The organism is Salinibacter sp. 10B (assembly GCF_002954405.1).
GTDB lineage: Bacteria > Bacteroidota > Rhodothermia > Rhodothermales > Salinibacteraceae > Salinibacter.
In genome coordinates, this window is sequence record NZ_MQWC01000004.1 from 4,092,447 (window position 1) to 4,105,386 (window position 12,940).

The 12,940-nt window shown below is 61.8% G+C and carries 11 protein-coding genes; 6 read left to right on the forward strand and 5 right to left on the reverse strand.

Annotation, left to right across the window (positions count from 1 at the left end):
* Nucleotide 1 precedes the first annotated feature (1 nt).
* Together BSZ35_RS16730 and BSZ35_RS16735 are read left to right on the forward strand one after the other, a co-directional pair.
* Nucleotides 2-1,060, forward strand: a complete 1,059-nt coding sequence (locus tag BSZ35_RS16730) for an LPP20 family lipoprotein (protein WP_105013509.1) — start codon at nucleotides 2-4, stop codon at nucleotides 1,058-1,060.
* An 11-nt stretch (nucleotides 1,061-1,071) separates the two neighbouring features.
* Nucleotides 1,072-1,704, forward strand: coding sequence for a penicillin-binding protein activator LpoB (locus BSZ35_RS16735; RefSeq protein WP_105013510.1), 633 nt, complete (start codon nucleotides 1,072-1,074; stop codon nucleotides 1,702-1,704).
* A 123-nt stretch (nucleotides 1,705-1,827) separates the two neighbouring features.
* Here BSZ35_RS16735 and aspS read toward each other — a convergent pair whose 3' ends face one another.
* Nucleotides 1,828-3,717 carry an aspartate--tRNA ligase gene (gene aspS, locus BSZ35_RS16740; protein ID WP_105013511.1) on the reverse strand — a complete coding sequence of 630 codons (1,890 nt, stop codon included), beginning with the start codon at nucleotides 3,715-3,717 and terminating at the stop codon, nucleotides 1,828-1,830.
* A 426-nt stretch (nucleotides 3,718-4,143) separates the two neighbouring features.
* On the opposite strand from aspS, the gene BSZ35_RS16745 reads away from it, so the two are divergent.
* The 4 genes from BSZ35_RS16745 (at nucleotide 4,144) to BSZ35_RS16760 (ending at nucleotide 8,738) form a co-directional block, all read left to right on the forward strand.
* A complete protein-coding gene (locus BSZ35_RS16745; RefSeq protein WP_258096757.1) occupies nucleotides 4,144-6,051 on the forward strand; it encodes a peptide MFS transporter in 1,908 nt (635 codons plus the stop codon).
* Between the two features lie 104 nt (nucleotides 6,052-6,155).
* On the forward strand, nucleotides 6,156-6,608 hold the full coding sequence (gene dut / locus BSZ35_RS16750; RefSeq protein ID WP_105013512.1) for a dUTP diphosphatase: 453 nt from the start codon (nucleotides 6,156-6,158) through the stop codon (nucleotides 6,606-6,608).
* Nucleotides 6,609-6,749: 141 nt separating this feature from the next.
* Complete coding sequence (gene ispE / locus BSZ35_RS16755; RefSeq protein ID WP_105013513.1) at nucleotides 6,750-7,640, forward strand: 4-(cytidine 5'-diphospho)-2-C-methyl-D-erythritol kinase; 891 nt, start codon at nucleotides 6,750-6,752, stop codon at nucleotides 7,638-7,640.
* 111 nt (nucleotides 7,641-7,751) lie between these two features.
* Nucleotides 7,752-8,738 (forward strand): YpdA family putative bacillithiol disulfide reductase, encoded by a 987-nt coding sequence (locus BSZ35_RS16760; RefSeq protein WP_105013514.1) that lies wholly within the window; start codon nucleotides 7,752-7,754, stop codon nucleotides 8,736-8,738.
* 204 nt (nucleotides 8,739-8,942) lie between these two features.
* Here BSZ35_RS16760 and serA read toward each other — a convergent pair whose 3' ends face one another.
* The 4 genes from serA to BSZ35_RS16780 form a co-directional block, all read right to left on the reverse strand.
* Nucleotides 8,943-10,538, reverse strand: coding sequence for a phosphoglycerate dehydrogenase (gene serA, locus BSZ35_RS16765; protein ID WP_181149388.1), 1,596 nt, complete (start codon nucleotides 10,536-10,538; stop codon nucleotides 8,943-8,945).
* A gap of 213 nt (nucleotides 10,539-10,751) precedes the next feature.
* The gene (gene yihA / locus BSZ35_RS16770) at nucleotides 10,752-11,333 is read right to left on the reverse strand and encodes a ribosome biogenesis GTP-binding protein YihA/YsxC (RefSeq protein WP_105013516.1); all 582 of its coding nucleotides are present in this window, start codon (nucleotides 11,331-11,333) and stop codon (nucleotides 10,752-10,754) included.
* A gap of 291 nt (nucleotides 11,334-11,624) precedes the next feature.
* A complete protein-coding gene (gene sucD, locus BSZ35_RS16775; protein ID WP_105013517.1) occupies nucleotides 11,625-12,494 on the reverse strand; it encodes a succinate--CoA ligase subunit alpha in 870 nt (289 codons plus the stop codon).
* Nucleotides 12,495-12,684: 190 nt separating this feature from the next.
* A complete protein-coding gene (locus tag BSZ35_RS16780; protein WP_105013518.1) occupies nucleotides 12,685-12,909 on the reverse strand; it encodes a hypothetical protein in 225 nt (74 codons plus the stop codon).
* Between the last annotated feature and the right edge of the window lie 31 nt (nucleotides 12,910-12,940).

Below are 12,940 nucleotides of genomic sequence, written 5' to 3' on the forward strand. Positions count from 1 at the left end.
TATGCATCGCCTCGATCGCGTCGTTCTCTCTGTGTTCGTTCTGAGCGGGCTCGCCTTTGGATTAACGGGTTGCTCCGGAGGGGCCACGGCCCAGCAAACCGCGTCGTCGCCACCGAACTGGTTTCTGAGTCCGGATGAGGCCTACAGTGAAAGTCGGTATCTCACCGCGGTCTCCTCCGCCTCGACGGCACAGGCCGCTCAGGACAAGGCGTTTGGCAACCTGGCCCGCATTTTTGAGGCCGACATTCAGGCAAGCCAGGCGCTCCGCGAGGAGTACGAGGAGGTACAACGGGGAGGCAACGTGACCCAGAGCCAACAGGACACGCGCATGATTACGCGTTCTGACATCCGGTCCAACCAGAAGCTGTTGAACTCAGAAGTGCTGGAGCAACAGCAAGTGGGAGATACCTATTACGCAATGGTTGGAATGGAACGCCAGGAGACGGTCAGTATCTACACCGAAGAAATTGAGACCAACCGGCGCAAGATCAAGGACTACCGGGCCACGGCCCAGCAGACGGAGAATCCGATTACTCGGCTTGCCTTTTTGCAGAAGGCCCTTGTGTTCGCCAAGGTCAATGATCGGCTGGTTACGCAGCGCAACATTGTGGCTGGCGGAGCGGCTCCGAGCACGGGCGCGTCCCCCGTCACGGCGTTGGAAAAATCCGTGCGAGAGGCTCAGGCGGCATGTCCGGTGGTCGTCCAGGCGGCATCCGACGATATTCCGTCGTCTATCGTGGACCAGGTGGGGGCCACCCTGGAAACGGCGGGCTTTCGGGTGGTTGCGTCGCCGGAGGAAGCAATCCTGGAGGCGCGAGTGAAGTACAACGAGCGTCCGGCCCTGGAAAGCCGGGACCAGGAGTTTTTACGGTGGACCCTTGCCATTGAGTTGACCGACCGTACGATTCAGCAAACCCTTGAAACCTTTACGACCGAGCAGCGCGCCGGGGCGATGTCGGAGGCCGCACTGAAGCGACGGGCCCACAATGGGGCGCGGCGAGCCGTGGAAAATGACTTCTCCACATTTCTTAATCAGACTCTTCTGAATATCAACCAGTAGTCGAATCCACTATGACCAGACCCAACGCCATGCTCGGTAGTCTTCGAATCTCGTCCTTTTTGCTTTTTGCTCTGTGCCTTTTCGTTGCGTGTGGCCCGTCGCGCACCACCACTCGGGTGAGTCCCGACCAGCAGACCGACCTGTCGGGCCGCTGGAATGAGACCGATGCCAAGATGGTGGTGGACGAAATGATTGGGGGAATGCTGGAAAGCGCGTGGCTACAGCGCTGGAATCAGGAGCACGACGACCGCCCGACGCTGATCATCGGGCCCATTCGGAACAAGACGATGCAACACATTGACGAGGAGATCTTCATCAAAGACATTGAGCGCAACCTCGTCAACTCCGGCAAGGTCCGATTCGTCGCGGCGGCTGATGAGCGGGAAGCCCTTCGGGCGGAGCGAGAAGACCAGCAGACCCATGCGACGATGGAGTCGGCCGCGCAGATGGCTCAGGAGGTCGGTGCCGACTACATGGTGTACGGCACCATCAGCTCTAACGTCCAGGAAAACCTTGAGGGGGACAAGTCGAGCTTGTTTTACACCGTCAACCTGGAGCTGCTGAACATTGAGTCCAACGTCAAGGCGTGGCTCAACGAGAAGGAAATCAAGAAGATCGTGGAGCGGAGCAAGGCGAGCTTGTAACCGCTATGTGCCGTGTCGTCGGGCGAGACGGAGGGGACCGGAGCGGCAAAAAAAGAAGGGGACGGCATGAGTGATGTCATGCCGTCCCCTTTGGAATGTGCGTCTACAGCGTGAACTGGGGCGTTACGTTGCCAGTCGGCTCCGGCGGGCCACCTGGGCGGGCGGTTCCACGTCTGGCGGCAGGTCGAGCTGCAGGTGAAGCGCCTCCAGTTGCTCCGGGTCGACCCAGTCAGGCGACTTGACCATCGGTTCCTGACCGCTCTGGTTTTTCGGGAACGCGATGACATCGCGGAGTGAGTTGGCGCCGGCCAAGAGCATGACCAGACGGTCGAGGCCGAGGGCAATGCCGCCGTGAGGCGGGGCCCCATGCCGGAAGGCATCCAACAGGAACCCGAACCGCTCCTGCGCCTCGTCTCGATCGATGCCGAGGAGATCGAACATCTGCTCCTGCGTCTCGCGATTGTGGATCCGGATGGATCCGCCACCGATCTCGTTGCCGTTGAGGACGAGATCGTACGCGCGCGCTTCTACGTCCTCCGGATTGTCTTCTAGTCGGTCGAGGTGTTCCGGCTTGGGTGCGGTGAACGGGTGGTGCATCGAGACGTAGCGCCCGGCCTCGTCGTCGTACTCCACGAGGGGGAAGTCCGTAATCCAGACGAACCGGTCCGGTCCTTCCCCGGGATCGGGGCGAAGGTTGAGCTTCTCGCCGAGGTGGAGGCGAAGCTGTCCGGCCTGGTGGTACACGGTGGGGGCCTGACCCGCAAGGACGAGCATGAGGTCGCCCGTTCCGGCCCCGATCTGATCGGCAGCGGCTCTGCCGTACTCCTTCGGCATGGCGTCGGTACTCAGATTCTGTTCCATGTCCGAGCCGTCGGACGGAAACTGGAAGTAGATGAGCCCGGCGGCTCCAATCTCCTCAGTGACGTGCTCTTCGAGGCGGTCCATTGCGGCGCGGCCGGTGTCGCCGGCGTCCGGCACCCGGATCGCGAGGATGTGGCCGCCGTCGTCCACGATGGACTCGAAGACGCGGAAGCCGCTGTCCGCAAAGGCGTCGGACACGTCGTTGAGCTCCAGGCCGAAGCGCAGGTCCGGCTTGTCGGTGCCGTACGTGCGGAGGGCGTCGTCGTAGCTCATGCGAGGGAAGGGGGTCTCCAGGTCCGTCCCCTCCAGATCGGCCCAGAGGTCCGCCATCAGGCCCTCGGTCAGGTCGTACACTTGTTCCTCCGTGGCAAAGGTCATCTCCACGTCGATCTGCGTAAATTCGGGCTGGCGGTCGGCCCGCAGGTCCTCGTCGCGAAAGCACTTCACGATCTGGAAATAGCGGTCCATGCCCCCCACCATGAGCAACTGCTTGTAGGTTTGGGGCGACTGCGGCAGGGCGTAGAAGCGGCCCGGCTGCAGGCGGCTGGGCACGAGGAAGTCGCGCGCGCCCTCTGGGGTCGATTTCATGAGCACCGGCGTTTCGACTTCCACGAAGTCCTTCTCGTCGAAGTAGTGTCGGGTGGTCTGGTAGAGGTCGTGGCGCAGAACGAGGTTGTCCTGCAGGGCCGGGCGGCGAAGGTCCAGGTAGCGGTGCTTCAACCGGACGTCTTCGCTCGTGTCCATCTGCCGTTCCTCATGGGCACTCACGAGGAAGGGGGGCGTCTCAGCCGTGTTCAGGACATTCAACTCCTGCACTTTCACCTCGATCTGGCCGGTACTCAGATCGGGGTTCACCATTTCGTCGCCGCGGGGGCGAACGGTGCCCCGTACGCTAATAACGTCCTCTCGCCGCAGGCGACCTGCCGCCTCGTAGGCTGCCTCGTTGTCCTGGGGCGAAAAGACGACCTGCGTAAGGCCGTAGCGGTCGCGCAGGTCGATGAAGATGAGACCGCCGTGGTCGCGGCGGGTATCGACCCAGCCCTTGAGCGTGACCTCCGCGTCCTCGTGGTCGGCTCGAAGGTCGCCGCAGGTGTGCGAGCGAGGGCCGTGGGTGTCAGGGGAAATGAGATCGGCACGGGGTTGCTCGGCCATTGGTGGTGTTCGGCTGCTGAGGGTTGTGTTCTGAATCGATGGGAGAATGTCTCCCTGCCAGGGGGCGGTGAGACGGAATCGTGAAGCGTGACTTGTGAGCACGTCCGGTCTAGCAGGCCGTCGTCTCGTTCATCATCTCACACGTGTCATGTGTTCACGTCTCACACAGAAAGCTACGAACGGCAACGGCAGAGTCAATCCCCGGTTCGTCCTCACGGTGAATTTAGACATGAAATTAGACAGAGCGAGCGCCAGCCGCTATCTTCGTTTCGTTCCGTTTTGATACGGTCCCTCTCAATTCGAGAAGAACGACGTTATGCGGCCATTTCTTTCTTTGGCGATCACGGGCCCTCAGGCGTCTCCGAATCGAGGGGCCGTGTACGGATGCGATCGGTCCCGTTCATTTTCACGAAACCGAGGCAGTTCATGGCTACGAGTGATTCGTCAGACGATTCGTTGCAGAATGGGGGTGGAAGCGCTTCCGCCAATACGGCCACGGTGCCCCAGCAGCAAGACTTTTTCGGCCACCCGCGCGGGCTCGCCACGCTCTTCTTCACGGAGTTGTGGGAGCGGTTCAGCTACTATGGGCTCCGGGCGCTGCTCGTCCTCTTCATGACCGCACCGGCAGGCGCGTCGGTTGCAAACCCCGGCCTCGGCTTCGGAACGGCCAAGGCGACCGCCATCTATGGTCTCTACACGGCCTTTGTCTACCTTCTGGCCCTACCGGGGGGATGGGTGGCCGACAACATCTGGGGGCAGCGGCGGTCCGTCTTCGTGGGCGGCTGCATCATCGCAGCCGGGCATTTTAGTCTCGCCATGCCCGCTGTGGGGCTCCCGGATACCTCGTTCTTTTATCTTGGGCTCGTTTTGATCGTCATCGGCACGGGGCTTCTCAAGCCCAACATCAGCACGATGGTGGGTGATCTCTATCCCGAAGGGGGAGCACGGCGAGATGCGGGCTTCTCGGTCTTCTACATGGGGATCAACTTTGGAGCCATCTTGGGGCCGACCCTCTGCGGCTTCTTGGGAGAAGGCTACAGCTGGCACTGGGGGTTCTCGCTGGCGGGGTTCGGCATGCTGGTTGGACTCCTCTCGTATAAGCTTGGGGTAGGGAATCTGGGGGAGGCAGGCACTCTCGACGTGGAGGACGAGGAAACGGTGCAACGGAAGAGTCGAAACTTCTACTTCAGTGCAGCCGCTGTTGCCGCCGCCCTCGTGGCCTTCGGGTTCCTGGCCACATCGGGCATCATCAATGTCACGCTGACCCAGGTGGCCGAGGCGGCAGGCGTCGGCATTGTGATCGTGACGGTTCTCTTCTTTGCACAACTGACCCTTGGCTGGCGATCGGTGGTGAGCATCGGAGCATTTTTCGTCGCGGCGACGTTTGTGACCGGGCAATTCGTGGACGGGATGGCGTTTGCGTCGCAGTTGGCTGTGGGGGCGACGGTTCTGCTCTTCATCATCGTCAACATCGTTCGGCTGGCCGCCCCCCAGTTTGATGTGACGCTGGAGAAGAAGCGCCTGTTCGTCATCTTCTGGCTGTTTCTACTCTCGGCCCTCTTCTGGTCGGGCTTTGAGCAGGCGGGCTCTTCGATGAACCTGTTCGCCAAAGACCTTACGGCCCGCGGCTTTGGCCCGTACGGTTGGATGCAGCAGACGACTCCGCTGCTGCCCGTGCTCATTTTGCTGATTCCAGTCGGGTACATCTGTTATCGCGTCTTTTCGCGGGACGATCTCTGGTGGATCGCCAAAGGCGGCGTGGCTCTCCTCAGTGTCCTCGTGCTCGGCTTTCTCGGATATGTGTCAATTCAGATGGCCGGAGGATGGACCATGCCGGCGAGCATTCTGCAGAACATCAATCCGACGTTTATTGTCCTGCTTGCTCCGGTCTTCGGAAGTCTGTGGACGTGGCTCGCCAACCGAAACGCCAATCCGTCGATTCCGGTGAAGTTTGGTCTCGGCCTGTTGGGATTAGCGGCTGGCTTCTTCGTCATCTCCTGGGGGGCCGTGCAGGCCTCGCCGGGCAGCCCGGTTGGGCCGCAATGGCTGGTGGTGACCTACTTTCTTCACACGTGCGGGGAGCTGGCCCTCTCGCCGGTGGGACTCTCGTCGATGACCAAACTCGCTCCGGACGACCGAGTCGGGCAGATGATGGGCATCTGGTTCGTGTCCACGGCCCTCGGGAACCTGTTTGCAGGATTGATTGCGGGTCAGCTTGAAGCCCTGGATCCCTCGGGGCTCTTTGGAACGGTGGCTCTGATTGCCGGGGGGGGCGGACTGATTGCTCTTCTCGCGGCTCCCCCGGTGAAGCGCCTCATGGGCGATATTGAGTAGCCTCCGTTTCGATTCCTGCGTACGCTACAACTGTAAAGGCGTCCCGTCCTCCGGGACGCCTTTACGATCGTTTTTTCTAGAGTCTATTTGTCTGTTCTCCGCCTATGCTTGACGTTGCCATCACGCGCCTGTCTCACGCGAAAGGGCTCGATCTACCGTCGCACGAAACCGATGCCAGTGCGGGGCTTGACCTGCGAGCGGCCGTGTCCGAAACGGAGCCCGTCACCCTCGATCCGGGGGAGCGGGATCTTTTGCCGACCGGCCTCAAGATCGCACTTCCGGAAGGCTATGAGGGGCAGATTCGTCCCCGTAGCGGTCTCGCGTATCGTCGCGGGGTGACGGTGCTCAACAGTCCGGGGACCATCGATGCCGATTACCGGGGCGAGGTGAAGGTCCTGCTGGTGAATCACGGAGAGGAGGCCTTTACCATTGAACGTGGAATGCGCATCGCGCAGCTCGTGGTGGCCCGGCATGCCCGCGTGTCGTGGGTGAGGCAAGACGCACTGGAGGAGACTGTGCGCGGGCCGGGCGGGTTCGGGTCGACGGGAACCGAGTGAATGTGCCGTTGGCGCTCGGTCCGGGCGGCCTTTGGGGATGCTATTCCGTTCCTGTGACTGTTCTGCTCGCGGGGGACTGATGGGAACGGACGGACGCCCGGCCTTTCTGGATCTCTTCTTGATTTTCGGTGACGGCTCTCCATGTCTCTCGTTGACGATGCACCCGCTAAAATCAACCTCGGACTTCACGTCCTCCGCAAGCGAGAGGACGGCTACCACGAGGTGGAGACGGTGCTCCACCGCATCGACTGGGTGGATACCGTCACGGTTGAGTCCGCGGATTCGCTGTCGATGACGTGCTCGGATCCGTCTCTCCCCACCGACACGGACAACCTGTGTCTGCAGGCAGCTCACGCATTGCGGGAGGCATTTGACGTGTCGGCGGGGGCCGCGCTTCATTTGGAGAAGCGGGTGCCCTACGGGGCTGGGCTCGGCGGCGGGTCCAGTGATGCCGCTACCACGCTGTACTTGCTTGCCCAACTCTGGGAGCTCGACGCCTCTCGTGAAGAGCTTCAAGCGGTGGCGAGCGGAATTGGCGCAGACGTGCCCTTCTTTCTTGGCGACACGCCGGCGGCCCTCGCCACGGGGCGAGGGGACGAGCTGAGTCCACTCCAAACGAACGGCACGCCGTATCGAGTGCCGTACCCCATTCTTATTGTCGTGCCGTCCGACGAAATTTCGACGCCGGAGGCCTATGCCCAGGTCACCCCCGACGAGGACTGGCGTCCTCCCCTCCGGGCTCTCGTGCAGTCGAACGACCTCGCGGCGTGGCGACGAGGTCTCCTCAACGACTTCGAGCGCCCGATCCGGCGCACCCATCCGGCGGTGGAGTCGGCGCGAGCGTGGCTGGCGGACGAAGTGGAGGCGGACTACGTGTCGCTCTCGGGGTCAGGGAGTGCGGTGTACGGGGTGTTTGAAACAGAGAAGGCAGCGGAGGCGGCACATCGAATGGGGCAGAATCGGGAGGAGCGCATGCATCTCATGAACGGGCTGGCTGACGAGTCAGACATGACGGGGCAGACGGGATCGTGACCCGAAATTCAACTGCGCAGTGTCTCCGAAGCGCTTCGCTCGTGAAACCGCTCGACGCTTCCACAGGTAGGTATCCCGATCCGCATTCCCTCCAAGTCACGCATCGAATACATGCTAGATGTCGTCATCATCGGCGCCGGGCCGGTGGGGCTCGCCGCTGGTATTGAAGCGCAGCGGAAGGACCTCGACGCGCTCATCATCGAGAAGGGTGCCCTCTGCAACTCGTTTCTTGGGTATCCCACCCAGATGGAATTCTTCTCCACGCCCGAGCGGCTGGAGATTGGGGGGTATCCGTTCTCGACACGTGAATACAAGCCGCGCCGTGAGGAGGCACTCGATTACTACCGGCGCGTGGCCGTGGCCGAGGACCTGAACGTCAACCTGTACGAGGCAGTGACGGGACTTCGGGGGAGCGACGGCAATTTTACGGTGGAGACTGAAGAGGGGACCTACGAAACCCGAAAGGTCGTGGTGGCCACCGGCTTCTACGACATTCCCAACCGAATGGACGTGCCGGGGGAGGACCTCGACAAGGTGCGGCACTACTACAAGGAGCCGTTCCCGTACGCTTTGACCGATGTGGCCATCGTGGGCGGGGGCAACTCTGCGGCGAAAGCGGCGCTGGCATGCTACCGCCACGACGCCAATGTGACGATGATCGTGCGGAGCGGGGCCCTCGACGACGGCGTGAAGTACTGGATCAAGCCGGACGTAGAGAACCGGATTGAGGAGGGGTCGATTGACGCCTACTTCAACACGACTGTGAGCGCCATCGAGGAGGATGCCCTCCACCTCGACACGCCTGAAGGATCCACACAGATCGACAACGATTTCGTCTTGGCCCTTACCGGGTACAAGCCCAATTATGACCTGCTGGACCGATTAGGCATTGCCATCCGAGACGACGAGGATCGTACGCCGGTGCACGACGAGGAGGGGGAAACCTTCGAGACGAACCGGGAGGGGGTGTATCTCGCCGGCACCATCTGCGGGGGATGCGACACGAGCCGATGGTTCATTGAGAACGGCCGGTTCCACGCGGAGAAGATTGTGGATCACATGGTCTCCCATCTCGACGCCGAGCCCGTGGCTGTTTGATTCTGTTTCGTGTGTACGTTTGTAAGTATGAAAGTGCGGAAGTGTGGTCGGCTTGCCCGAGATGTGATCGTCTGGAAAGACGTGGGAGACACCTCTGTACATCCATACTTCCAAACCTACATACGCCCATACAAAACCCCCACCCATCCGAGCAGACAGGTAGGGGGCTTTGCGGTTCGATAAGAGGAATTCCGAACAAACAGGTTACTCCACGTTCACTGCTCGAACGCCTTCCACGCCGTCGAGGTTGGCAATCGCCTCCAGCACGTCCTCGGGGATGTCGTCGTCCACGTTGACGGCCGTGAGCGCCATTTCGCCGCGCCCCTTTCGGCCGAGGGCGAGGGCGCCGATGTTGATGTCGGCCTCTGCCAGCAGGCTTCCCACCTTGGCCAGCATGCCGGGCCGGTCGATGTTGCGGTAAAAGAGCATCTCGCCCTCCGGCGCCGCCTCCAGGTCGTACTCGTCGACGCGGACAAGGCGCAGGTTTTTGCCTTCCAGAAGCGTACCGGCCACGACGTGCTCCGCGTCGTCGGTTTCGGCCACGACCTCAATGAGCGTCGTGTAGCTGCCGCCCTCGGCTTCTCGTTCCTCCCGAAAGCGGAGCCCGATTTCCTCCGCCAGCACGGGGGCGCTGATGAAGTTGACCGGCTCGTCGGTCCACTGATTGAGCGCGCCACGCAGGGCCGCCACCGAGAGTACTTCGGCGTAGCGACGTGGCACCTCGCCCCGGCAGCGCACCGTGAGGCTCTGTACGTTCTGATCGCTGAGCTGGTAGGCGATCTGCCCAAGTTTGTCGGCGAGCTGCATGTACGGTTGCACCTCGTCCTTCCCGGCCATCTTCAAGGCCATGCCGTTCACGGGCGTGTCCACCGGCTTACCGTTCAGGGCACTCACCACCTGTTCGGTAATCTGCTTGGCCACCTTCGCCTGGGCGGCTCCGGTTGTGGCGGCGATGTGCGGCGTAGCCACCACATTGTCGTGGGCGATGAGCTCGTGGAGAAAATCCGACTCTGGGGGCTCTTCGGAGTAGACGTCGACCGCGGCCGCCGCCACCTCTCCGTCGTTGAGGGCGTTCAAAAGATCCTGCTCGTCTACGATGCCACCGCGGGCGCAGTTTACGATGCGGACCTCATCCTTGCACTGGGCGAGCTCATCGGCCGCAATCATGCCCCGGGTCTCGTCGTTCATCGGGGCGTGGATGGTGATGAAGTCACTTGTCTCCAGCAGTTCGTCGAGCGAGACGAGCGAGACATCAAGCCGATTGGCGACCTCTTCCGACACGATCGGGTCGAAGCCGACCAGGTCCATGCCGTAGCCCTGCATGCGCTCGGCCACGGCGCGACCTACTTTGCCAATCCCGACAATGCCAAGCGTTTTGTCGTGGAGCTCCGCGCCGGCAAACTTGCTCTTGTCCCAGTTGCCGTCTCGCAGCGAGCGATTCGCCTGTGGAATGGTGCGAGCCATTGCCTGAAGCATTGCACAGGCGTGCTCGGCGGTGGAGATGGTGTTGCCGTCCGGGGCGTTGCAGACCAGAATGCCCTGGCGCGTGGCGGCGTCGAGGTCGATGTTATCTACGCCGACGCCGGCCCGACCGATGACCTCCAGGTTGTCGGCATGCTCAATGAGGTCCGGGGTAACAGTGGTGCCGCTACGCACGATCCATCCGTGAGCGTCCGCCAGATGCGCCTTGAGGGTCGCCTCGTCGTAATCGAACAACTCGACGATGTCCACGTCGTTCTCGGACAGAATTTCGTGCCCGAGAGGGTCGATGGGATCGGTGATGAGAACGGTGTGAGACATGTAGGGTCGGGGTGCTGGTTGGTCAAGAAAGCCAGAGGCCATCCTGTTAACTAAGGCCTGGGGTGGGGGGAATGGTAGGAGATCGGCGTAAAAAAACCGCCAAGTCTCCCGGAAGATGGTAGGGCAGGGCGGGAGAAAGCGGCGGAGCATTCCTCTGCGTTTCAGTTCGCCATCCGGCCTGGAAAACCGTCTGCGGCGAAGAGAAGGGAGAAATCAAAACAGGTTTTGAATCCAGTGACGAAGGTCGCCTACGCCGCGATTGGTGTTAGCAGAGGTGAGAATGACGGGGCGATCCAGGCCCAACTCGTCCAGGCACTCTCCGATGCGGCGCTGGGCCTGAGCGCGGCCGTTGCCGGAGAGCTTGTCCGCTTTGGTGAGGGCTAGCAGATGCGGACGTTCGGTTTGGGACAGGCGGTCGATGAGGGCAATGTCGCTGTCCATGGGCGGATGGCGGCTGTCGATAAGTTGCACCACCCCCCGGAGTGGGGAGCGTTCCGCGAGGTATCGTTCCTGCAATTGTGCCCACTGCGCGCGCTCAGATTTGGGGGCCTTCGCGTAGCCGTAGCCTGGAAGGTCGACCGCGTAAAAGCGGCTGTCGATCAAAAAGAAATTGAGTTGCTGCGTCTTGCCGGGCGTCTTGCTGGTGTAGGCCAGGTTCTTCCGGCCCAGCAGGGCATTCAGCAGTGAACTCTTGCCGACGTTCGATCGGCCGACGAAGGCAACCTCCGGCCGGCCGTCGTCAGGCAGCTGGTGCCAATGGGCAGCGCCGATTTCGAAGGTTGCCTGATCGAGCATTTCGGGGAGGGAGAAGGGCGTAGGGTACGGAGGGACCGGTGTCTGTAGACGCGCCGTCCCGATGTGGGATCCCAGTCTCCCGCGCATCAAGGGGATGGGAGCGTGGACGTGGGGGGGCGAGCGCGGAAGACTGGGCGTGGGGGCAAGCGACAGAGCGGAAGCCCTAGAGGCGAGGCAGAGCGGGGAAACAGCTTTTCCTCACGAACGCCCATACTCCCACACCGATCATGCAGCAAAGAATGGGGCCGATCCCGACCGCCAGCGATCACGGCAAGCAGGGAAGATCGGAGGCTATCCCATGACCTCCTTTACAGTCTCACCGATAAGCGCCGGGTTCTTCACGACCGTTGCCCCTGCCGATTCGAGGGCTTCGAACTTGGCTTCGGCCGTTCCGGAGCCGCCGGACACGATGGCACCGGCGTGGCCCATGCGTCGTCCCGGAGGAGCCGTGCGACCCGCGATGAATCCGAAGACGGGCGTATTCATGTGATCGCGGATGTATTTCGCGGCCTCCTGTTCGTCGGAGCCGCCAATTTCCCCAATGAGGACCACGCCTTCCGTCTCAGGGTCGTCTTCAAACATTTCTAGAGCGTCGATAAACCGCGTGCCGATCACCGGATCGCCCCCAATGCCGACGGCGGTGCTCTGTCCGTATCCGGCTCGGGTAAGCTGATCGACCGCTTCGTAGGTGAGGGTCCCGGATCGGGAGATGAGCCCAATCGGGCCGGGTTCAAAGATCATGGCCGGCATAATGCCCACTTTTGCCTCGCCGGGCGTAATGGCGCCCGGGCAGTTCGGACCGATGAGGTGGGCGCCCTGCTTCTTCACGTAATGATAGGTCGGCTTCATGTCCGCCTGTGGGATGCCCTCCGTGATGCACATGATGACCTCAATCCCCGCGTCGGCGGCTTCTTGAATTGCGTCCGCAGCAAATGGGGGCGGTACGAAAATGATCGAGGCATTGGCATTTTCGTACTCGACGGCCTCCGCCACGGTGTCGTACACCGGACGGTCGAGGTGGGTCTGGCCGCCCTTGCCGGGCGTAACGCCGGCCACCACGTTGGTGCCGTATTCGATCATCTGCTCGGCGTGAAACGAGCCTTCCGATCCGGTTAGGCCCTGGACTACCAGGCGCGTGTCGTCGTCGACGAGGATGCTCATGCGATTGAAGGGTTGTTGCGTGACACGTGAGGCGGGAGGCGAAGCCGGTCGTTCCGAAGAGGAGGAGACGACCTAGCCCATTGCACGGGTGATGGTAGGAGCCAGCGGGCGCAACCGCAAGATCTTTGCGCATTTCTATTCTGACGGGCGGTGTGGCCCAGGCGTGGCCCGATGGGAGGGGGCGTTGGGGTCAATTCAAGTGGTCGACGTGGCGGAGCGTAGTGGGCTCCAGCAGGCGGTTGATTTCATACTCCAGAAGATCACGGAGGCGCCAGCCGGTGGGTAACTCGCCTTGGGTGACCTCCGCGAATAGCGAGATGCGACCGCGCGTGGCGCGCATGGCCTGCTTCTCGGTTCCCTGCGGAGAGGGATGGAAGACTTCGAATGTAAAGCCGCGGTAGGAGTCGTCGTTCATGAGAGATCAGACCCGAGGGTGCAGAACATGG